The organism is Nocardia sp. NPDC101769, assembly GCF_044766925.1.
Lineage (GTDB): Bacteria > Actinomycetota > Actinomycetes > Mycobacteriales > Mycobacteriaceae > Nocardia.
Genome location: NZ_JBIWMX010000003.1, coordinates 182,077 through 207,996, shown reverse-complemented (window position 1 = coordinate 207,996; position 25,920 = coordinate 182,077). Strand labels below are relative to the sequence as shown.

Annotated in this window: 1 protein-coding gene; it reads left to right on the top strand. The window is 65.3% G+C overall.

Annotation, left to right across the window (positions count from 1 at the left end):
- The first annotated feature begins 1,434 nt into the window (after positions 1 to 1,434).
- Entirely contained in the window at positions 1,435 to 25,902 is a 24,468-nt protein-coding gene (locus ACIRRA_RS06810) for a non-ribosomal peptide synthase/polyketide synthase (protein WP_402764107.1), read from the top strand.
- Positions 25,903 to 25,920 lie beyond the last annotated feature (18 nt).

Here is a 25,920-nt window from a genome sequence, read left to right as displayed (position 1 = left end):
CAGCAATCGATGATAGATCCGGATTGCTGTGTGGCATCGACTATGAGGCAAGGTCCAGATCGGCCGTCAGGACATCGTCGATGAATGGATTATCGATATCCAGCCCGTTCGGTCGCGGCAGATGCGTTGTCGCGGGGCTCGGGTGGCGCGGACTTCGCCATGCCGACCACCGTGCGCCACCCGACGGCGTACTCACGTTCGATGGCGGGCTCGGAGAATGACCTCCATGCAGTCCACTCCGATAGCTGGGGACTGCTGCACGATCGGGTGACAGGTTCGACCTGGCCTGTCGTTTGGGTTCCAGTCGTGGCGGCCAACTGACAGCGCGGATGTCGCCGTTCTCGAACCTGGCGGCGCAGCTGCCCGGGGGTGGCCCGGTTCGTTGGCGGGCAGCACGTAGCTCGGTCGACGACTTGCCTGGTCGCGGGCCGTGGTCAATCTCGTCCTGGCGCAACCACTTCGACAGTGTCACCGGATAAATCCCCAGTTCGATTGCCGTGTGCTCGGACGGTTCACCAGCGCGCACGAGCGCGATCGCTCGCGCACGGAACCCAGCAGGACGGAGACGTGGCATGTCGATCAGCCTTGGTGAAGACCGTCGGTTGGCCACCGAAACTGGAACCTGAGAGTGGGGCAGGTCAGGTTGTCACCTATCCGTACAGCAATCCCTTCTGGTGCAACCGGTATGAGGAGGGGACGTGGGTCTGTGAACCCGGTGGGCAGGACCTGGTTGTCCAGGTGGTGACTGCCGGGGCGCAGCTCCGACAACATTCCACCGTCCGCTTCGGCGCCATGTGTGGACGCTCGGAGGGGTGGGAGACGCGCGTCGAGTGTGACGGCTGTCGCGAGAAAGGTTGACGCCCGAGTGTTCAGCTTCGAGCCGCAGAACCATGCGTTGCTATTTCCCGGTCCGGATCTTGCCATGTTATGCTCGTCGCCACCTGATGTTGGATCTCGCGCTGCCGAATCACTCTGAATAGCAGCGCACTTCGTGCGTCTGATTGCTGCCTGACCCTTTCGTGGTGAGTGAACGCATTGCAGCATGACGTTTGGCGGGCCGAAACGCTGTATGCCGGGTGGGCCGAGGGGCTGTGTTGTGGCCTACCCGTCCTGTGCGAGCCGTGAGATAGCTGCTTGCATGTGAGCCTGCTTTGTACGCCAGATGTTCGAAATGTCCGATCTTTCAGATTTCGAGATACCGGGAGACGTCGATAAATGGACGTTGTGGGAGTTATCGCACTACAACGTGGCATCCGAGCTGGATTCTGGTGTCCGACAAGGTGAGTCATATGCTCTTCTGATTAGCGTGTTCCGGCGCAGGGGATTGGGTGCCGCTTCGACGTGGATGAAACGCTTATATAGGCAATTTCGGGCACTAGCGAGGGGGTTGCTCCGCTGTGTTCTGGTGCCTCCGAGTCTGAGCGAGGGGATTAGATGAAGTTGAAGTCTGCCGAACCTGTCGACCACCAGTCGGACCTGATTCCGCTGTCGAGGGCGCAGTACGGCATGTGGCTTGCGGACAATCTGCCCGGCGGGCAGGCGATGAATATCGCGCACTACGTGGAGATCTCGGGACCAATCGACATCGATGCATTCGTCAAGGCAGTGAACGACGCCGGCCGCGAAACCGAGTCTCTCGTCGTCCGGGTGGTCGAGTCCGATGGCGTCCCCTATCAATTCGTCGACCGCAGCATTACGTACGACGAGTCTGTACTGGACGTCAGCAGCGAGAGCGATCCGTTCGCGGCGGCAATGGAATGGATGCGGCGTGATTACAACACCAAAGCTGTTGATTTGAGCCGTGACCGGCTCACCGCGACACGGTTGATCCGCCTCGCCGAAGATCGGTATCTGTGGTACGGGCGTGCCCATCATCTCATCGTCGATGGCTACGGTGCGTTCAACGTCTTGAAGCGGATGGCCGAGCACTACAACGCATTGCTCGAGGGCAGGCCGCCCACGCCTTTGGATGCGGTCGGGTTGCGCGACATCATCGAAGCGGAGCATGCGTATCGCGCGAGTTCTCGGTTCGGGAACGACCGGGCGTACTGGCTCGGCAAGGTCGCCGACCTGCCAACACCGACGAGTCTGTCGGGTCGCACCGCACGGCAGAGCAAGGTCGATCGTGTCTCCGGCCTGGAGCTTCCGTCGCAGTTGTCCGACATGCTCGACCGTTTCTCCGGCAATCTGCAGGCATCACCCGCGCAGGTGGTCGTGGCGGCCTTCGCTGCGTTCCTCGCGCGGATGACCGGTGGCGATGATGTGGTGTTGTCGATGCCAGTGAGCGGGCGTGTGACCAAGCGCCTGCGCAATGCCGCCGCGATGTTGGCGAACATGGTGCCGATCCGGTTCACCGTGGATGCGACGACCACCGTGGGGCAACTGGTCCGTGCGTCGGTGTCCGAACTCGTCCTCGCGATGCGGCACCAGCTCTATCGGTTCGAGGATCTGCGCCGCGACTCGAGTGCGCTGGATGCGGCTGCGAACTCGTTCGGTCCGATTGTCAATATCCTCTTCTTCGACTCGGAAATCCGCCTCGGGTCGGCTGTCGGCCGCTACCGCGCCTTGACCTCGGGTGCGTTGGACGATCTGCAGCTGAATCTGTACCGTTCCGGGGCCGACGCGCCGCTGTTGATAGAACTGCATGGCAACGCGAATCTCTACAGCCAGGATGAACTCGACGCACATGCCAGCCGGTTCATAGCCTTCCTGCAACGCGTCATGGACTCGCCCGTCGAAACAGCTCTGAGCGCTATTCCGCTCGTCGACGCCGTTGAAGAGGCGCGGATCGTTGGGGTGCTGGCCGGCCGCGACGGTGCGACGAATACGGCTACGCTCGTGGATTTGCTGACGCGGCAGGCTGTTTCGACGCCGTCAGCGATCGCGGTCACGTCGGGTGGGACCGCCCTCACCTATCGGGAGCTGGACGAGCGTTCCAATCGGTTCGCCCGCACCCTGATCGCACTCGGGGCGGGCCCGGATTCGCTGGTAGCGATCGCGATGCCACGCGATGCCGATCTCATCGTCGTCACGCTGGCCGTGCTGAAAACCGGCGCGGGGTACTTGCCGTTGGATATCGCGCATCCGGCCGATCGGCTGGAATACGTGCTGGACGACTCCAATCCGATCGCCGTTGTGACGACTCGTGCCATGCATGAGCACGTGCCGGGCGACCCGGGTCGCGTAGTGCTGTTCGACGACCTTGTCGGCGCGGTCGGTGATGAGGTCGCGGCACCGATCACCGACGCTGACCGGATACGCCCGCTGTGCCTCGACAACATCGCCTATGTCATCTATACGTCGGGGTCGACGGGACGACCCAAAGGCGTGGCCATCGCCCATCGCGCGGTGGCGACGTACCTGGTGAACGCGTGCGCCGAGATCGGCGTCCGGACCGAAGATGTGTGGACGTTGTTCCATTCGTTCGCGTTCGACTACTCGGTGTGGGAGATCTTCGGCGCGTTGGTCAGTGGTGGCCGCTTGGTTGTCGTGGACAGCCTCACTACCCGCTCACCGGATGATGTCGTGCGCTTGGCGGCACGTGAGAAGGTGACCGTCTTCAACCAGACGCCGTCCGCGTTCCAGCAGTTCGGTGCGGCGCGCCAGCGGTACGAGGATGCCGGTGAGCCTGAAGGGGAGCTTTCGCTGCGACTGGTCATACTCTCCGGCGAACGTCTCGACCCGGCGGGATTGGCGGACTGGTACGAGCACAACCCGACGCTCCCTGTGTTGGCGAACAGCTACGGTATTACCGAAACTACCGTTTTCGTGACGTATCTCGGCCTGACACCGAGCATTGCGACGCCGGGCGCGCCGAGCGCGATCGGTTCGGCACTGCCGGGTCTGCGCACGTATGTTCTCGATGAACGACTGCGGCCGTCACCGTTGGGCGCCTGGGGCGAGATCTACGTTGCCGGAACTCAACTCGCCCGCGGTTATCTCAACCGCCCTTCGCTGACCGCTACCCGTTTTGTTGCCAACCCGTTCGGTCGGCCGGGCGAGCGGCTCTATCGCAGCGGCGATGTCGCACGATGGAACCACAAGGGCGAGCTGGAATACCGCGGCCGTGCCGATCAGCAGGTTCAGTTGCGTGGGTTCCGCATAGAATTGGACGAAATTCGCAATGTGCTGCTGGCCCATAGCGCGGTTTCAGCGGCAGTTGTGACCGTGCATCTCCCCGGCACCGAGGCGGCCAGGCTCGTCGCTTATGTCGTGCCCGCTGGTGACGAAGCGTGTGCGGCTGACACCTTGCGCACGCATGTCGCGACATTGCTGCCGGAGTACATGGTGCCGGCCGCCGTCGTGGTGTTGCACGAGCTGCCGCTGACGGTCAACGGCAAGGTGAACCTTCGAGCGCTGCCGGAGCCGATCTTCGATTCCGTCGCGGCCTATGTGGCGCCGAGTTCGCCCGTCGAGGAGATGATCGCGGACATCTTCGCCGAGGTGCTGGATCTCGACCGAGTCGGCGTGCTGGACAGCTTCTTCGACCTGGGCGGCAATTCGCTTACCGCGACCAGCGTCGCCGCACGAATCGCAGAGGTGACCCGATCCGATGTGTCGGTCCGCGATCTGTTCGGCAAGCCGACCGTCGCCGAACTCGCCGCACATATCGACGCCGAGTACCGCCCCGGGAGGCCCGCGCTGCGCGCACAATCGCGCGTCGAGCCAATTCCGTTGTCGCCGGCACAGAACAGGATGTGGCTGATCAATCAGGTCGACCCGGCCTCCCCGGCGTACAACATTCCGCTGGTGGTGCAGCTGAGCGGCCGACTCGATGTCACTGCGCTGCGCGCCGCTCTGATTGATGTGATCGGTCGGCACGAGTCCCTGCGCACTGTCTATCCCGACGTGAAAGGAGAAGGGACACAGGTTGTTCTGGCTGCCGAGCACGTTGTTGCCGGTCTCGATCTGATATCGGAGACGATCGACCTTGCCGACATCACGCAGCGGATCGGTGAGCTCACGTCGATCGGCTTCGACGTGCGTACAAGTCCACCGATCCGGGTCTCGCTGCTCGCGTCCGGGGACCGGTCCAGGCACGTCCTGGTAATGGTCCTGCACCATATTTGCTGTGACGGCTCGTCTCTTCCGCCGCTCGCGGCCGATGTCGCGGCCGCCTACGAAGCCAGGTCGCAGGAAAAGACCCCGGATTGGCAGCCCCTGACCGTGCAGTATGCCGATTACAGCATCTGGCACCGCAGCATGCTCGGCGACGAGAACGACCCCGAGTCATTGGCGGCACGTCAGTTGCGTTACTGGGTAACACAATTGGCGGGGATGCCGCCGGTGCTGGAGTTGCCTACGGACCATCCGCGTCCTGCTCGCCGATCCATGCATGGCGATATCACCGACAGCGTGATCCCAGCCGAAACATTCGCTGCGATCGAGCGCCTGGCCCGCACGGCCAGCGTCACTACCTTCATGGTCGTCCATGCCGCGTTGGCGGTTCTGCTGGCCCGGCTGTCGGGTTCGAGGGATGTCACCATCGGAACGCCGGTCGCGGGCCGAGGCGAGCGTGCGCTCGAGCCGCTCATCGGCATGTTCGTCAATACGGTGGCGCTGCGCACCGAGGTGCGTTCCGATGAATCTTTCCTTGCGCTTCTGGCGCGGGTCAAGGACATCGATGTCGATGCCTTTGCCAACAGTGATCTTCCATACGAACGGGTTGTCGACGAAGTAGATCCCAAGCGGTCGGCCGCGCATGCACAGCTGTGCCAGGTCTACCTCGCCTTCGAAAACATGGACCGCCCGACCGTGGAGCTGTCGGAACTTTCGGTCGAGATCCTGGACCCGGGGCCGCAACCGGCAAAGGTGGACCTCATTGTCACCATCGCCGAAAATGCTTCCGCGGGAGGCGATGTCGCCCTGCGGATCAATTACGCCACAGAACTGTTCGATCGAGAGACGGTCGAAGAGTTGGCCGGGCGGCTGAATCGGATCCTCGATGCAGTCGTGTCGAATCCACACCTGCGGGTGGGCAGGCTGAACGTGCTGTCGGGGGTCGAGCGGGCAGGATTGGTGCCCGCGTCGGGGGGCCATGCCGAGGCTCCACGGGTATTGGCGGAGTTGTTGTCGGTCGCGGATCCCGATGCGGTGGCGGTGGTTGCCGGTGACCACACGGTGACGTACGGCGAGTTGGATGCTTGGTCGAATCGTCTTGCGCGGCAATTGATCGCGTGGGGTGTGGGCCCGGGCGATCGAGTCGCGGTGGCGATGGCGCGGTCGGTGGAGTTCGTGGTCGGGATGTGGGCGGTGACCAAGGTGGGCGCGGCGTTCGTGCCGGTGGATCCGCGCAATCCGGCCGAGCGGGTCGCCCTCATGGTGGCCGATGCCGGCGTGCGGGTGGGGATCACCGTCGAGGCGTTGCAGGATCTGCTTCCTGACTCGGTCCGGCGGTTGGTGCTCGATGCTCCGCACGCAACGGCCCACATCGCAGCTCAGTCCTCGGCTGCGGTGACGGATGCGGATCGGGTGCGTTCCTGCTGTATCTCCGACACGGCCTACGTGCTGTACACCTCGGGGTCGACGGGGACGCCGAAGGGTGTCGAGGTCACGCATGAGGGGCTGGCGAATTTCGCAGCCGAGCAGCGGGACCGCTATCGGGTCGACAGCTCTTCGCGAGTGTTGCAGTTGGCAGCACCGGGTTTCGACGCGGTGGTGCTGGAGTTGCTGATGGCTCATGCAAACGGAGCGGCGCTGGTGGTATCGCCTCCGGATGTGTTCGCGGGTCATGAGCTGGCGGAATTGATTGAGACGCAGCGGGTGTCGCATGCGTTCGTGACACCGAGTGTGCTGGCGACGATGTCACCGTCCGGTCTGGATTCGCTGCAGGTGCTGGTGGCCGGGGGAGAGGCGGTGTCGGCGGAAACGGTCGCGGTGTGGGCACCGGGCCGTCAGCTGTTCAATGGCTACGGGCCCACCGAGACCACGATCATGGTCGCGATCAGCGAGCCGTTGTGTGTCGAGGACCGCGTCACTATTGGCGGTCCGATTCGTGGTGTCGAGGCCGTGGTACTGGATGCGGGCCTGCAGCCGGTGCCGGTCGGGGTAGCGGGACAGCTATATGTCTCCGGAGTGCAGCTGGCCCGCGGATACCTCAACCGGCCGGTCGCGACGGCCGGCACCTTTGTGGCCAATCCGTACGGCCTCCCGGGGGCCCGCATGTACCGCACTGGTGACCTGGTGCGGTGGACCTCCGAAGAAACACTCGAATATCTGGGCCGCGCCGACTTCCAGGTCAAGATTCGGGGGCAGCGCGTCGAACTCGGCGAAATCGAGGCCGTTCTCGCGGCGCACCCCGCCGTGGCGGTAGCGGTGACGGTGGGCGCCGCAATCGACGGCGTGTCGCGATTGGTGGCCTACGTCGTGCCGACCGATGACACCGTCGACACCGAGGATTTGCTGGACTACGCAGCGCAACGCCTGCCGTCGCACATGGTCCCGGACACCGTGATGGTGCTCGAGACCTTGCCGCTGTCGGCAGTGGGCAAGATCGACCGTGCGGCATTGCCCGAACCGGTTTTTGCCGCCACTACGACCGAATACGTCGCACCGCGCGACGCGGCCGAGCAGATGGTCGCCGATGTGTGTGCTGCCGTGCTGGGGATCGAGCGTGTCGGCATCTACGACAGCTTCTTCGATTTGGGCGGCAACTCGCTGTCAGCCACCAGGGCAGCAGCGCAACTGAGTGCCGCCTTCGGCGTCGATGTTTCGTTGCGCGCACTCTTCGAGGCGCCGACCGTCGCCGCGTTGGCAGAAGGCATTCGGACCAGCGACGCGGACGGTCGAGAGCCGTTGGGCCCGCAGGAGCGCCCGGGCCGAATCCCGCTGTCGTCCGCGCAGACACGGATGTGGTTCCTGAACCAGTTCGACACCACGTCGCCGATATACAACATTCCGATGGTCGTCCACATGTCGGGCAACCTCGACGTGGCCGCGATGCACGCGGCGATCGCGGATGTGATCGAGCGGCACGAAACACTGCGAACCGTCTATCCGGACAGCGACAGCGGACCGCACCAGGTGGTCGTGCCGGTGGAGACGGTACGGCCTGCACTGGTGCCGGTCGAGGAAAGCGCCATCGAGGCGTACATCGCCGCGGAGGTGGCCGCCGGGTTCGATGTCACATCCGAGGTTCCGTTCCGGACCACTCTGCTGCGCAGCGCACCCGACGATCACACCCTGGTTCTGGTCGCCCATCACATCAGCTTCGATGGGTCGTCGCTCGCACCGCTGGCCGCAGACTTGACGACCGCGTACAAAGCCCGCGTCGGGCAACAGGCACCGCAGTGGTCTCCGTTGACGGTGCAGTACGCGGATTACACGCTGTGGCAACGGAAATTGCTCGGTACCGAGAACGATCCGCACAGTCTGACCGCCGCTCAGATCGAGTATTGGCGCGCGGCTCTCGCCGACTTGCCCGAGGTGCTCGACCTGCCGGCCGATCGTCCTCGGCCGGCCAAACAGTCCTTCCGAGGTGCGACGGTGTCGGCGATGGTGCCCGCAAGCCTGTATCGCGAGGCGATAGCGTTGGCCCGCCGCCACGATGCGACGGTCTTCATGGTGATGCACGCGGCTTACGCGGCGCTGCTGGCGCGGCTTTCGGGAAGCGGCGACATCGCGGTCGGCACACCGATCGCCGGCCGTGGCGAGCCCGGACTGGATGGTCTGATCGGAATGTTCGTCAATACGCTGGTATTGCGGACCCGCGTCGAGCCTGCGGTGTCCTTCTTGCAGATACTCGATCAAGCCCGGGCCACCGATCTGGCCGCATTCGAGAACGCCGACATCCCATTCGAACGGCTCGTCGAGGTGCTGAATCCGCCTCGCTCAACGGCACACGCGCCGTTGACGCAAGTCGGATTCTCGTTCCAGAACATCGAGATCCCGACTGTGGAGTTCGAGGGCCTGACGGTTTCGGCCCGGATGGCTGATCCGAGCGTGGCCAAGTACGACCTGCATCTGAACCTCGTCGACACGCTGGGGCCGGACGGTGAACCCGGCGACATGACAGTCGAATTCGGTTACGCGACCGATCTTTTCGATGAGGCGACGATCACCTCGATGATCGACCGCTACCTGCTGCTGTTGCGGGCGATCGTGGCCGATCCCGCCCGCGCTGTCGGTGATATCGACCTGCTGACCGCCGATGAGGCGCGCGCGCTGGCGGCGCGGTCGAGCGGGGAGTCGGCGCGTGTTTCGTCCGCGACGATCGCGTCCCTGTTCGCGGCGCAGGCAGCGGCGAACCCGAACAGCACGGCGGTCGTCGATGCCGAAGATGGTGGCCGGCTCAGTTATCAAGAATTCGCGGCGCGGGTGAATTCGCTGGCCCGGGTGCTGATCGGACGCGGGGTCGGCCCGGGAGCCGTCGTTGCCGTCGCGATGCGTCGCAGCGTTGATCTGCTGACCACGTTGTACGCAATCCACGCGGCAGGCGCCGCCTATCTGCCTCTGGATCCAGATCATCCGGTCGATCGGGTGCGTGCGGTGGTCACCGACGCGAGGCCGAGTGCCGTGATCACCCGGCAGGCCGACGAGGCGAAGTTGCCCGATGACGTACCGGTGTGGGCGTTCGAGCAGTTCGGCGCCGAGCACGCGGATGCATCGATGGTGACGGACGCCGATCGGACCCGGGCCTTGTGCCCGGATGATCTGGCGTACGTCATCTACACCTCCGGCTCCACGGGCGTGCCGAAGGGCGTGGCGGTACCGCATGCCGCGGTGGTGAATCAACTGCGGTGGCTGCGGGATCACTACGAGCTCGGCGGCGACGACGTCATGCTGTTGCGGACGCCGGTCACCTTCGATCTGTCGGTCTGGGAGCTGTTCTCCGCATCGACCTGCGGCGCGGCGTTGGTTGTCGCAGGTCCCGACGCGCACGGCGACCCAGGTGCCGTGGCCAGGCTGATGGTCGAACATCGCATAACCAGCGTGGATTTCGTGCCCTCATTGCTGTCGGCATTTCTCGATGCCGCCGGCGCGCGCGAATTCCCCGACCTGCGGCGGGTGCTGTGCATCGGTGAGGCACTGCCGGCCGACACCGTCCGCCGCTTCCGGGAACTCAGCGCCGCGCGCATCGACAACCTGTACGGGCCGACGGAGGCCGCGGTCAGCGTCACCGCTCACCGCATCGATACGCTCGACGCCGTTGCGGTGCCCATCGGCATCCCAGAAGCGAATATCGTTGTGCGAGTACTGGACTCGCGGCTGCACTCGGTTCCCGCCGGGGTGACCGGAGAGCTGTATCTGGGTGGCGTCCAGCTGGCTCGCGGTTATCACGAACGTCCCGGTCTGACGGCAGCGACGTTCGTCGCCGATCCCTTCGATGGTGCCGGCGGTTCTCGGCTGTACCGGACGGGCGACCTGGTTCGCTGGGACGCGGAGGGCAGCCTGCGCTATGTCGGCCGTGCCGACACCCAGGTGAAGGTCCGCGGTCTGCGGATCGAACTCGGTGACATCGAAGCCGCTTTGGTCGCGCACGAGCAGGTGACCGCGGCCGTCGTGCAGGTGCGCGCCGACCGCGGCGAGCAGTTCTTGATCGCCTACGTGGTGGCCGCGGAGGTGTTGGACGTCAAGCAGGTCCGGAAGTTCCTGCTGGAACGGCTGCCGGCGTATATGGTGCCGTCGTCTGTGATGCGGATCGACGCGATTCCGCTCACGGCCAACGGCAAGGTCGACTACCGCGCCTTGCCGGTGCCGGACCCGAGAAGCCGGGAATCCGAATACCGCGCACCGCAGGGTTTCATCGAGCAGGCGGTGGCCGGAATCTTCGGCGACCTGCTCGATCTTCCGGAGGTCGGCGCGGATGACAACTTCTTCGACCTGGGCGGAAATTCGCTGGTCGCGACGCGCGCGCTGAGCCGGATCGGCGATATCGCCGGCGTGGGTGTACCGGTGCAGGTGATCTTCGAAGCACCCACCGTGGCCGAGCTCGCCGAACGCATCGTGCAGCTGCGTGCGATACCGAACCTGCCCGCGCCGGCTCGGAAGCCGCGCCCGGATCGCCTTCCGCTGTCGCTGGCACAGGCACGGATGTGGTTCCTCAACCAGTTCGACCCGGATTTGCCCGGATACGTTGTGCCACTGGCGATGAGGCTGGAAGGCGTCCTCGACATAGATGCGCTCGCAGCGGCCGTCGGTGATGTCGTCGAACGGCATGAGAGCCTGCGCACCATGTATCCGGCCGTCGACGGCATGGCCTCACAGGTCGTACTCGATGCAGCCGACGTCGTCGGGACCTGGGACCTCACACCGCAACCGGTCGGTGAGCGCGAGCTGCCGGCCCGATTGTCCGAGTTTTTCGGCGCCGGATTCGACGTGTCGAAGGGTGTGCCGCTGCGCTTTGCGCTGTATCAGCTGTCCGACCAGTCATGGGTGGCCGCGTTGGCCGTCCACCACATCAGTTGCGACGGGTTTTCGGTCGCGCCGCTGGCCGCCGACATAGTCACGGCCTATCGTGCGCGGTCGAGTGGCGACGCACCGGACTGGGCGCCGCTGGCCGTACAGTTCGCTGATTACGCTCTGTGGCAGCGTGAAGTGCTCGGCTCGGCGGACGACCCGGACTCCTACGTGGCCCGCGATATCGGTTACTGGCGAACGCAACTCGCGGGCGTCCCCGATGTGATCGAAGTGCCGACCGACCGGCCGCGCCCGCTGGTGCAGACGCAGCGGGGCGCGGTCGTCTACGCCGTGATCCCGGGTGAGCTGCAGGGCCGGGTGGAGGCGCTGGCACGGCGCGCCGGAGCGACGACGTTCATGGTCGTGCACACAGCGCTGGCGGTATTGCTGTCGAGGCTTTCGGGCAGCGACGACATCGTCATCGGCGTGCCTCATGCCGGCCGCGGCCACCGATCGCTCGACAACCTCGTCGGGATGTTCGTCAACACCTTGGTGATGCGCAGCAAGGTCGAGGTCGACCAATCGTTTTCGAGCCTGCTGAACCAGGTACGACGCACAGCCATCGAGGCTTTCGACCATGCCGCGGTCCCGTTCGAGCAACTGGTGGAAGCACTGAATCCCGCCCGGTCGACGGCATATACGCCGTTGTTCCAGGTCATGCTCGCCTATCAGAACATGGCGCAGGCTCGGGTCGAACTTCCGGGGCTCTCGGTCGAGAACGTGGATCCCGGCGACAGTGCCGCGATCTACGACCTGCTGCTGATGATGACGGAGGGGCACGGCACCCATAACGAACCGACCGGCATGACGCTGCGCCTCACGTATGCCACCGACCTGTTCGACGAGGACTCCGTACGGCGTTTCGCCGAACAATTCGTGCGGGTGCTCGACGCCGCCGTGACCGATGCCGATACGGCTGTCGGCGGCATCGAGCTGCTGGATGCCGCGGAGCGGTACCTGGTGCTCGAGCGGTGGAACGACACCGGCGGCCCCGCCGCGGTCGGCCGAACGCTCGTCGACGCCTTCGACGAACAGGTCGCCCGCACCCCGGATGCACGAGCGATCTGCCTTCCTGACGTCACCGTGCTGAGCTACCGGGATTTCGACACCCACGTCAACCGTCTGGCCCGATGGCTCATCGCCCGTGGCGCAGGCCCGGAAACCGTTGTTGCGGTGGCCATCCGGCGATCGGTCGAACTCATCACGACGCTGTACGCGGTGATCAAGTCGGGCGCCGCGTTCCTGCCGATCGATCCGGATCATCCGAGCGCACGGGTCGCTGGTGTGCTGGACGCGGCGCAGCCGCTGCTGGTGCTCACCACATCCGGGGACGGCGACGCACTTCCGGGCGGATTCGAGACCGCACGCATCGATCGAGTCGATGTGGCTGATCTTCCCGGCACTCCGATCACGGATGCGGAGCGACGTGCGCCGCTGCGACCGGACAATGCGGCCTACGTCCTGTTCACCTCCGGCTCCACCGGAGTACCGAAGGGCGTCGCCCTGACCCATGCCGCGACGGTGAGTCAGTTGGCATGGGCACAGCGGCAGTGGCCGCACGACGCGTCCGATACCGTCTTGCACAAGACCCCGATCACCTTCGATATCGCGGTATGGGAGTTGTTCTGGCCGTTGCAGGTTGGGGCGCAGATCGTGGTCGCCGAACCCGACGGACATCGCGACCCCGCGTATATCGCAGGCGTCATCGCGAATCATCGGGTCAGTACCGTGCATTTCGTACCGTCGATGCTCGATGTCCTTCTCGAGACCACCACTACCCAGCTGCCGTCGATCCGGCGGGTATTCGTCGCCGGTGAGGCGCTGGCGCAGCGTACCGTCGACGGCTCGGCGCGTGTGTTCCCGCACGCCGAGGTGGCGAACTGGTACGGCCCGGCCGAGGCGGAAGTCGTCACGGCTGCACGTTGCCTGCCGGGTGCGGCAACCCTCTCGACGGTCACGATCGGTACGCCGGTGGCCGGCATGCAGGTCTACGTGCTGGATTCACGGCTGCGACCGGTGCCTGTCGGTGTCGTCGGTGACCTCTATGTCTCGGGTGTCCAGGTGGCGCGCGGTTATCACGCCCGCGTCGACCTCACCTGCGGCGCCTTCGTCGCGGATCCGTTCGGTGCGTCGGGTGAGCGAATGTATCGCACCGGTGACCTCGGGCGGTGGACGAAGGCCGGCGAGCTGGAATACATGGGCCGCAGTGATTTCCAGGTGAAGGTTCGCGGCCAGCGGGTCGAGCCCGGTGACATCGAAGCGGCGTTGTCCGCGCTCCCGGACGTCGCACGGGCTGTCGCCGTCGCCACCGCCGAACGAATCGTCGGATACGTGACGCTGGTACCGAATACGGCGACCGATGGGCGCGCGATTCGTGCCCAGCTCACCCGTTCACTGCCGTCCTACCTGGTTCCGGCCGTTGTACAAGTGCTCGAGGCGATGCCGCTGACACCGAACGGCAAGCTCGATCGAGGCGCCTTGCCGCAGCCGGTGTTCGACGACGGCGAGGAGGTCGTGCCGCCTCGCACCGAATGCGAAGCAGTCCTTGCATCGATCGTCGCTGAGATGATCACCGATAGCGATCGGGTGAGCGTGACGGCGAACCTGTTCGAGATCGGGATCAACTCGCTCTCGGCCGCTCGCATCGCGGCCCGGGCCGCCACAGCGCTCGGTGTCGAGGTCGGCATCCGCGACATCTTCGACGAACCGACGATCGCCGGATTGGCCGAACGTCTGGGCGGGCGAACCGGCTCCATGGTGGTCCCGCTCGTAGCCCGGCCGCGGCCGGCAGCGGTCCCATTGGCGACGGCGCAACGGCGGATGTGGTTCCTGAATCAGTTCGATACCGCCTCGGCGGCATACAACATCTGCTTCGCGGCTCGGTTGACCGGCCGGCTGAATGTCGATGCGCTACAGGCCGCATTACTCGATGTGGTGGAACGGCACGAGCCGCTGCGCACGGTGTATCCCGCCGTCGACGGCGAACCGTGCCAGGTGGTGCGGGATGTGGCCGCCGTGGCCGGGGAGCTGGTGCTGGCCCCGGAGCCGGTCGCCGAGCAGGCGGAACTGGCCGACCGGATCCGGCAGGCCGTCGGAACAGGTTTCGATGTCGCGCAATCGGTGCCGGTACGGGCACGGGTGTATCGCACCGGCGCCGAGGAGCACGTGATCGTGCTCGTGGTCCATCACATCGCGGCCGACGGCTCGTCGATGGCACCGCTGGCCGGCGATATCTTCACTGCCTACGCAGCGCGAGTGAACGACGAAGCACCGCAATGGCAACCGCTGGAAGTCCAGTACGCCGACTACGCCCTGTGGCATCGCGAAATGCTCGGTGCGGAGGACGATCCGTCGTCGCCGATCGCCCGGCAGATCGCGTACTGGAACGACGTTCTCGGTGATGCTCCGGAACTGCTCGACCTGCCGACGGATCGGTCTCGGCCCGCCACCATGTCGATGGCCGGTGGCAGTGTCGGCTTCGCGTTGCCGGCGCGGCTGCACGACGATGTCGTACGGCTGGCACACCGTGAGGGCGTCACGGTGTTCGTCGTGCTGCATGCCGCACTGGCGATTCTGTTGTCGCGCACCGCGCACAGCGAGGACATCTCGATCGGCTCTCCGATTGCCGGTCGAGGCAGCCAGGCGCTGGACGATCTGGTCGGCATGTTCGTCAATACCGTGGTGTTGCGTACGCGGGTTCGGGACGACGTGTCCTTCCGCGAACTCTTGGCGGAGGTACGCGCCGTCGACATTGATGCGCTCGCCCACGCCGACGTGCCCTACGAACGGCTGGTCGACGTCCTCGACCGCGCCCGATCCACGGCGTATACGCCGCTGTATCAGGTGATGTTCGGGTTGCAGAACATGCGTGCGGCGCGATTCGAGCTGCCCGGTATCGATGTCGAACTGCTCGACCCTGGTATCGCGCAGGCGAAAACCGATCTCACCGTGCTGATGACCGAATGCGTCGACGGTGAACAGCTGGCCGGTATCGACGGCGAGATCATCTATGCCACCGACCTTTTCGCGGCATCCACGGCGGAATCGCTCGCCCAGAGGTTCATTCGGGTCATCGAAGCGGTCACCGACGATCCGGGCCGCGTGGTGGGCGACATCGATCTGCTCGACGCCGAGGAGTCCGAACGGCTCCTCCCGGTGCGCGGCGGTGAGACCACGTCGCCGCGTCTGCTGCCCGACCTCCTGGCCGAGGCCGTGGCAGCAGACCCTGCCGCGATCGCCCTGATCGGGGACACCGAGACCCTCACCTACATCGAGCTCGATCAGCGGTCCAACCAGCTCGCCGCGCACCTGCTCACCCTGGGAGCCGGGCCGGGGACGTTCACCGCGCTGGCCGTGCCACGATCGGTCGACTACCACGTCGCCATGTGGGCGATCGCGAAGACCGGTGCCACGTTTGTACCGGTGGATCTGCGATATCCCGCGGAGCGGATTGCGCACATGGTGAACGATTCCGGTGTCACCGTAGGGATCACGGTCGCGTCCGCGCGCATGTCACTTCCGGGCGATGTCCGATGGGTGGTGCTCGACGAACCGGATTCAGCCACCGAGATCGCCGCGCACTCCGGCCGGGCCGTCACAGATGCGGCTCGCGCCCGGGCACTTCAGCTTCGGGATGCCGCATACGTGATCTACACGTCTGGATCGACCGGAACACCGAAAGGTGTCGTGGTCAGCCACGAGGGATTGGCCGGCTTCGCCGCCGAGCAGCGGGTCCGCTATCGCGTGGACGCCACGTCGCGTGTGCTGCAGGTGGCGGCGCCCGCCTTCGACGCGGTGCTACTCGAGGCATTGATGGCGTGCGCGGCCGGCGGTTGCTTGGTCGTGTCGCCGCCGGAAGTCTTCGGCGGCCCGGACCTTGCCGCACTGATCCGCGAGCATCAGGTGACGCATGCGTTCCTGACGCCCAGTGTGCTGGCAACGATGTCGCCGGCGGACTTCGCATCGGTGCAGGTGCTGGCGGTCGGCGGTGAGATGGTCTCCGCGGACCTGATCGCTTCCTGGGCGCCCGGGCGGCAATTGCACAACATCTACGGTCCGACCGAGACGACGATCGTGGTCACGATCAGCGATCCGGTACAGCCGTCCGACACGATAACCATCGGTGGTCCGATCCGTGGTGTCGATGCTGTGGTGCTCGACGCCCGGTTGCGTCCGGTGCCGGTCGGTGTGAGCGGGGAGTTGTACTTTTCCGGTGGTGCACTGGCGCGTGGCTATCTGAACCGCCCTGCAACGACTGCGGGTGCGTTCGTAGCGAACCCATACGGTGGGCGCGGGTCGCGGATGTATCGCACCGGCGATATCGTCCGCTGGACCGCGCAAGGTGCGCTGGAATACATCGGCCGCACCGACTTCCAGGTCAAGATCCGTGGCCAGCGCATCGAACTCGGCGAGATCGACGCCGCGCTGTTGGCACACCCACAGGTTGCTTCTGCTGTCACCGTGAGCCGCTCGGGACCCGGTGGACAACCCTTGCTCGCCGCGTACATCGTGGCGGAGCACGCAGCGAGCATCGAACCCAGTGCCGTGGTCGATCATGTCGCTGCTGTCCTGCCCGCCCACATGGTGCCGTCGACGATCACCGTGCTCGACCACATGCCGCTGACTTCGACGGGCAAGGTGGATCGAAAAGCACTGCCGGAACCCGTTTTCGATACTCGCGACGCCGCTGCCGCCGCTGCGGCGACCGACCTCGAGCGCACCATCGCGGCTGCTTTCGCGGACGTGCTCGGCGTTGCGTCGGTCGGCGTGACGATGTCGTTCTTCGCGCTCGGTGGTGACTCCATCATGTCGATCCAGTTGGCCTCGCGGCTGAAGACGGCAGGCGTCGTCGTGACGGCGCGGGACATCTTCGAGCGCAAGACCGTGCGCGGGCTGGCGCAGGTGGCTGCGGCGGCGGGCCGGGCATCTCTCGCGGAGCTGCCCGGTGGTGGCGTGGGAGACATCCCCTTCACGCCGATCGTGTCCTGGTTCGTCGAGCGGCTCGGGAGAGCTGATCGGTTCGCGCAGTCGATGCTGGTTCGCTTGCCAGGGGACGCGCGAGTCGACGATGTGACCGCGACCGTGCTGGCAGTGCTCGAACAGCACGACATGCTGCGGTCGCGAATGCGCGAACGGTACATGGACGTGCTGCCTCCCCACGCCGCCGATGCCGTCGGCGCGGTGTTCGTGCGACGCTTCCGAGCGCACGAGGCGCCGGGCAGCGACGGTTTCACCGCCGTAGTGGAAGCGGCGTTGACCGAGGCAGCCGGTCGTCTCGACCCCGCCGAGGGCCGGATGTTGCAGGTCGCGTGCCTGCTTCCGGAATCGGGCGTCGAGGCCGATGCCCGTGCCCTCATCGTGATTCATCACCTGGCCGTCGATGGTGTGTCGTGGCGGATACTGCTGCCCGACCTTGTCACCGCTTGGCAGCAGATCGGTCAGGGACACACGGTCGAGTTGCCGGCACAGGGCACATCAATGCGGCGATGGGCGCACGCGTTGACCGCGGCCGCCATCGACCGTGGCAGCGAACTCGAGCTGTGGCAGCGGATGAGTACCGCAGCCGATCCGCTCCTCGGGACCGCGGAATTGGATCCTGTAGTCGACACCCACGCTACGGTGCGGAACCTGACGGTCTCCGTTCCCGCCGCGGTGACCTCGGCGTTGCTGGACTCGGTGCCGCGGTCTGTGCGCGGCAGTGTCGATGATGCGTTGCTGGCCGGGCTGGCCGTCGCACTGACCCGTTGGCGCAGACGGCGCGGCATTCTGTGCCCGGGCATGAAAGTCCTCCTGGAAGGACACGGCCGCGAAGAGCAGATCGCTCCGGGAGCAGATGTTTCACGCACCGTGGGCTGGTTCACGAGTGCGTACCCCGTCAGCCTGGACCTGGCCGGAATCGATGACGCGGACCTGCGTACGGCAGTGAAGTCCGTCAAGGATCAGCTGCGCGAGATCCCCGACAAGGGCATCGGGTATGGCTTGCTGCGCTATCTGAACCCAGACACGGTCGACCGGCTGTCGGCGGCGCCCCAGCCGCAGATCAGTTTCAATAATCTCGGCCGCGCCGGTGTGGACCTCACGTCGCTGTCGGATCTTGCATGGGTCCCGACCGATGAGCAGTTCGACCGGCGATCCGCCTTCGATCCGGATATGCCTGCCGCAGCGGTGATCACGATCGACGTCAATATCGTGGACACCGAGATCGGACCGGAGCTGTCGGCACATATCGGCTACGCCTCGCGATTGCTCGAACACGATGATGTGGCCGAACTCGTCGCCGGATGGGTCGACGCCGTGACCGAGATCGCCACCATTGCCGGTGCCGGCGACGAGTGGGGATTGTCCCGGGCAGATGTTCCGCTGGTCGACCTCACACAGCGCGATCTGGACGACTTCGCAGACCGGTACGGTCCGCTGAGCGACGTGTGGTCGTTGGCGCCGCTGCAGGAGGGTCTGCTGTTCCACGCCGAATTCGCCGCGGGCGAACTCGACGTCTACACCGCGCAGTCGGTCCTCACCCTCGCGGGCGCGGTCGACGAGAATCGGCTCGAGCGTGCCGCGCAAGCTCTGCTCGAGCGGCATCCCAACCTGCGGGCCGCCTTCACGCGAACGGTCGATGGCGTTCCCGCACAGGTCATTCCGGTCGACGCTACGGTGTCCTGGCACAGCGTCGATCTCTCCGGCGACACAAGGGAAGTAGATGAGCTGATCGAAGCCGAGCGGGCGGTCGTGTTCGATCCCGCCGACCCGCCGCTGCTGCGGTTCCTGCTCATTGCCGTCGGGCAGAGCGAGTTCCGGCTGGTGTTGACGGCGCACCATCTGCTGCTGGACGGTTGGTCGTTGCCGCTGCTGTGGCGTGAGCTGATCGGTTTGTATGCCGTTGCCGCACAGCCGGAGTTGCTTGCACCCGCGGCCTCGTATCGGCAATACCTGGAATGGCTGGACCGACGCGATCGCGACGCCAGCATCGAGGTGTGGCGGGACGCGCTGCGGGAGATCAGCGAGCCTACGCTCGTCGCCGATCCGCGAACGGTGACGACGGCAGACATTCCGATCGATCTGCCAATCGTTGTCGATCGAGCCACCACAGCAGACCTGGTGACATTCGCGCGGGCATGTGGCGTGACAATGGCGACGATCATGCAGTTCGCCTGGGCAGTGGTGCTGGGCAACCTGATCGGCGCCGAACGTGTGGCCTTCGGCAGCACGGTATCCGGCCGGCCCCCGGAACTGCCGGGCGTCGAGTCGATGATCGGCCTGTTCATCAATACGATTCCGGTCGTCGCCGATGTGCGGCGGGACCTGACCATCGAGGACGGGCTGCGCCTGCTGCAAGCCGGCAACACCCGTCTGCTCGACCACCACTACCTCGAACTGTCGCAGATCATGGCGGCCGCAGGCAGCAGCCATTTGTTCGACACCCTGGTCGTGTTCGAGTCGTATCCGGTCGACAGCAGTGGCCTGGGCGATGCCGACATCGACGGTATGCGTGTGGTCTCAGCGGACGGCTCCGACGCGGCGCATTACCCGATCACCGTGCAGGCACACCACACCGACAAGCTGTATATCCGAGTCCGCTACCAACGAGCCCGCGTCGACGAGGTGATGGCGGCCGGTCTCGCGGCCCGTCTGGAAACCGTGCTGCGGAACCTGACCAGCGATCCGGCTACAAGTCTCGGCGCGATCGATCTGCTGACCGCGGACGAGCGGCGCGAGCTCGTGCCCGCGTCGGGCGGCAGCGCCGTATCACCATGCCTCACAGCGGAATTGCTGGCTGCGGGCGTGGTGGCGAATCCCGACGCGGTGGCGGTGGTGTCCGGTCCGCGTATGGTGTCCTACGCGGAGCTGGATGCCAGGTCCAACCAGGTGGCGCGGCAGCTGATCGCGTGGGGTGTGGGACCGGGTGATCAGGTCGCCCTGGCGATGCCGCGGTCGATGGAATTCGTGGTCGGCCTGTGGGCGGTGACCAAAGCGGGCGCGACGTTCGTGCCCATCGATACCCGAAATCCGGCCGAGCGCATCGCACTCATGGTGGCGGATGCCGAGATCCGGGTGGCGGTAACGGTCGAGGGGGCGCGAGATCTGCTGCCCGGCACAGTGCGCCCGCTGGTCCTCGACGATCCAGACGCACAGCTGTCGATCGCCGCGCGACCGACAGCCGGCGTCACGGACCCGGAGCTCGTGCGTACACCGCACGTTCAGGATGTGGCATATGTTCTCTACACCTCCGGCTCGACCGGAACGCCGAAGGGTGTCGCGGTCACCCACGAGGGTCTTGCGAATTTCGCTGCCGTGCAACGGGACCGGTTCGGTGCCGACACAGAATCACGAGTGCTGCTTGCCGCCGCTCCCGGGTTCGATGCGATGGTCCTCGAGGTGCTGCTGGCCCACACCAGCGGCGGCGTGCTGGTGGCAGCGCCGCCAGCGGTGTTCGCTGGTCACGAGCTGTCGGAACTGATTCGTACACAGCAGGTCTCGCATGCATTCGTCACCCCCAGTGTCCTGGCGACGATGTCGCCGGCCGGTATGGATTCGCTGCGGGTACTGATAGCCGGGGGCGAGGCGGTGTCGCCGGAAACGGTCGAGGTGTGGGCGCCGGGCCGAACCCTGCTGAACGGGTACGGCCCGACCGAGACCACGATTCTCGCCGTGATCAGTGCTGCGTTGCAGCCAGGTGGTGCGGTGACGATCGGCGGGCCGAACCGTGGTGTCGAGGCCGTCGTGCTGGATGCGTGGTTGCGGCCGGTGCCGATCGGGGTGGTGGGTGAGTTGTATCTCGCGGGAGCGCAACTGGCGCGCGGCTACGTGAACCGGGCATCGGCTACAGCGGGCGCATTCGTGGCAAATCCGTTCGGTGCGGCAGGTTCGCGCATGTACCGCACCGGCGACCTGGTCCGCTGGACACCCGAGCACACTCTGGAATACCTCGGCCGCAGCGATTTCCAGGTCAAGATCCGCGGCCAGCGCATCGAACTCGGTGAAATCGAAACTGTTCTGGCCGGATATCCCGGCATCGAACAAGCGGTCGTCCTGCGACGGAAAGACCAACGTGGCGTCGACCGGCTCGTCGGCTATCTCGTCACCGACGATGACCTGGATCCGGGCGACCTTCGGGCCGCTGCGCGGTTGCGACTGCCCGCCCACATGGTGCCCGAGGTATTCATGGTGCTCGACGAACTTCCTTTCACCAGGACCGGCAAACTCGACCGCTTGGCGCTTCCCGTCCCGGAATTCGCGGACGGCCGCGAATGGGTCGCTCCACGCACCGACGCCGAACGACGTGTCGCCGCGGTGTTCGGAAGCGTCCTGGGCGTCGACCGCGTAGGGGCGACGGACAGCTTCTTCGACCTGGGCGGCGATTCGCTGTCCGCCACCCGCGTCACTGCGCAGTTGAGCACGGCATCGGGAGTGCGTCTCGGGGTCCGAGACCTGTTCGAGGCGCCCATGGTCGACGAACTCGCTGCCCGCCTGGCAACCTTCGACCACGACTCCCGGGTGGCATTGACGACGCGGCCTCGGCCCGCGCGCGTACCGCTGTCACCAGCGCAGCAGCGGATGTGGTTCCTCAACCAGTTCGACACCGCCGGCGGCGGGTACAACATCCCGCTGGTGATCCGTCTGCGCGGAGAACTCGACGTCGATGCGCTGCGGCACGCGTGTGAACTGGTCATCGACCGGCACGAGTCGCTGCGGACCAAGTTCCCGATGGTGAACGGACAGCCCTGTCAGGTTGCCGTCGCCACCGACGAGGTCGCTCCCGCGCTGAGTCCGGTCCACATCGACCAAAACCAGGTCATGGACCGGGCGATCACCATGGTCTCGACCGGTTTCGATGTGACACAGGCACCCCCGTTGCGTTTCGAATTGTTCGCTCTCGACGATCGGGACCACGTTCTGGTCATCTGTGTGCACCACATCTGCGCCGACGGCCAGTCGATGATCCCGCTCGCGCGGGACGTGGCGATGGCATACGAGGCGAGCAGGCAAGGCACAGAGCCGATATGGCCGGTACTTCCGGTCCAGTACGCCGACTATGCACTGTGGCAGCACGAGATGCTCGGATCGGCGGATGACCCGGACTCTGTCATGTCCCAGCAGTTGCGATTCTGGAAGGACACCCTCGACGGGCTGCCCGAGCTGCTCGAGCTGCCGACCGACCTTCCCCGGCCGGCGGTCGCGTCGATGCGTGGGCGCGTGGTCGAGTTCGAGGTTCCTGTCGAACTGCACGAGCGGATCGTCGCCCTCGCACGCGCGAGAAACGCGACAGTCTTCATGGTCCTGCACGCCGCGCTGGCCGTGCTGCTGTCCAAACTCGCCGGCGTCGACGATATTGCGATCGGCACCCCGGTAGCCGGACGTGGAGAGCGTGATCTCGACGATCTGATCGGCATGTTCGTCAATACCCTTGTGCTGCGGTCACGGGTGTCGACGCGGCAGCCGTTCGCCGAACTGCTCGCCTCGACCCGTGAGATGGAATTGGCAGCATTCGCGCACGCGGATGTGCCTTTCGAGCAAGTCGTGGAAGCGCTGAATCCGCCCCGGTCGACCGCGCATCTTCCGCTGTACCAGATAACGCTCGATGTCCAGAACCTGAGCAAGGCCGCGTTGGAGCTGTCGGAGCTGAGCATCGAGCCGCTGGAAAACGGTTTCGAGCAAGCCCAGGCCGACTTGAATGTGAAGCTGGTCGAGCAATTCGGTCAGGGAGGCCGTCCCGGTGGCATGGCGGGACGACTCACCTTCGCCACCGATCTCTTCGTGGACGAGACGATGACTCGGTTCGCCCACGCTTACGTGCGGATTCTGGAGCACGTCACTGCTGATCCGGCGGTGCCGGTCGGCGATGTCGATATCGTCGATCCGATACAGCGGCGCGAATTGCTGGACTCGGCAGGAGAAGAAGGCGCTGTGGTCGCAGATGCGACGCTCGCGCACTTGTTCGCTGCCCGAGCCCTGGCCCAGCCGGACGCTGTCGCAGTCACCGACGGTGTCTCGCAGCTGACCTATGCGGAACTGGATCGGAGGTCTGCCCAGGTCGCGGCTCGGCTGGTCGAACAGGGAGTGGAGCCGGAGTCACTGGTGGCCGTGGCTTTGCCGCGTTCGATCGAACTGGTCGTAGGCCTGCTTGCGGTGATTCGGGCAGGCGCCGGTTATCTGCCGCTCGACGTGGCGTACCCCATCGACCGATTGCGCTTCGTGCTCGACGACGCGCGTCCAGTGGTGGTGCTCACATCCGTGAAGACGGCTTCGGACCTGCCGGAGTGCGCGGTACCGGTGGTGCACATCGACGATTGTGCCGACGCCGCGGTCGGCTCCGTTCCGGTGGTGCCGAACCTGCGGCTGGACAACGTCGCGTACGTGATCTACACCTCCGGGTCCACGGGCCGTCCCAAGGGAGTGACGGTCAGTCACCGCGAGGCAGTCACGTTGTTCGCCAATACGGCCGAACGTTTCGACCTCGGCCCGGACGATGTGTGGACGATGTTCCATTCGTACGCCTTCGATTTCGCGGTGTGGGAAATGTGGGGCGCCCTGCTGTCCGGTGGCAGGTTGGTCGTCGTCGACTACGACACATCCAGGTCGCCGGAGGCGTTCGTCGATCTTGTGGCGCGGGAACGCGTGACGGTGTTGAGCCAGACCCCGTCGGCGTTCTACGGTTTCGCCGAAGCAGAGCGCGAGTATCGCGAATCCGGTTGCACGGCTGGTGGACTCGCCCTGCGTTACGTCATATTCGGCGGCGAGTCGCTGGATGTATCCCGGTTGGCCGATTGGTTTGCGGCTCACGATCTGCGATCACCGTGCTTGGTCAATATGTACGGAATCACCGAGACGACGGTGCATGTCACGTTCCGCGAGATAGACGGGACAAACGTAACCGGGATCGGATCACCGCTGCCGGGGATGCGGGTGTATGTGCTCGACGACCGGCTTCAGCCGGTGCCGATCGGCGTCGCGGGGGAGATCTATGTGGCCGGCGGGCAACTGTCGCGGGGCTACCTGCGCGCCCCGGCTTTGACCGCGGGCCGATTCGTGGCAAATCCTTTCGGCCCGCATGGTTCGCGGCTGTACCGATCCGGTGATCTCGGCCGGTGGAGCAAGTCCGCGCGCGGGCTCGAATTGACCTACGCCGGCCGAGCGGACGCGCAGGTGCAGCTGCGCGGCTATCGCATCGAACTGGGTGAGGTGGAGTCCGCATTGCTCCGGCATCCTGATGTGGTGCGTGCTGCTGCGGCGGTGCATCGCCATGCGCAGGGCGTCGATCAGCTGATCGGCTACGTTGTGGGCGTCGATGGCCGGCCGATCGATCCAGGCGAGGTCCGCGAGACCGCCGCCCAGGTACTGACCAGCTACATGGTGCCCTCGACGGTGATGGTGCTCCCCGATCTGCCGTTGACGGTCAACGGCAAGCTCAATCGAAAGGCTTTGCCCGTTCCCGATTTCGACATATCGTCGACCGAGTTCGTCCCACCGCGAACCCATTCCGAGAAAATGATCGCTGACGTCTATGCGCAGGTCTTGGGCATCCAGCGGGTCGGGGCTTCGGATAGGTTCTTCGACCTGGGCGGCAATTCGCTGCTGGCCACGATGGTGGTGAACGAGCTGCGCGCTCGTGGTGTAACGATCGCGTTGCCATGGATGTTCGACGACGCGACACCGAAGGCACTGGCGCGCAGGGCCGACGAAGCTACGGGCGGCTCCGGTCTGGCGGTGCTGCTTCCGCTTCGTGCGAGCGGATCGAAGCCTGCGATATTCGGTGTGCACCCCGCCGGAGGGTTGGCATGGTTCTACGGCGGCCTGGTCGAGCATTTGGACAAGGATCGACCGCTGTACGGCCTGCAGGATCCGCACGTCGTCGGGGGCGAACCGGGTGCAGAATCAGTGGATGAATTGGCCGAACGTTATGTGGCCGAGATTCGCCGAGTGCAGCCGCATGGTCCATACCACTTGCTCGGATGGTCGTTGGGCGGGCAGATCGCGCACGCGATGGCGGTTAAGCTCCAGCGAGACGGCGAACTTGTCGGAACTCTGACCCTGTTGGATTCCGCCGCCGACGTATCGGATCTGCCTGCTGAGTCGACGATCAGCACTGCGGACGAGCCCGGGCCGGGAAGCCTGATGGCAGACCTCCTCGGCGGCTGGCGGGAACTGTTCGAACTCGGCGATACGGTTCAGGCGCACACCCACGAACAAGCATGGGCGGTCATCCGTAGCCAAGTGGTCGGGACCGGGCTGTTCACTGCCGAACAGACGGATCGGGTGATGGAGAGTTTCGAGACCGCGAGCGACATTGCCGGCGATTACCGGCCTGAGGTTTTCGAAGGAGACCTGCTCTTCTTCACCGCGGGCAAGGACCGCACGGATGTCGACGCTCTCGCCCAGGCGTGGCGCCCGTACATCACAGGCAAGATTCACAACACGGTCGTCGACGCACGTCACCTCGAACTCAGTCATCCGCATGCGATGGCCGTCGTCGGCTCGGTCATGGAAAGGTTCATGAACGAATGCTGATCATCTTCCGACCGGCGC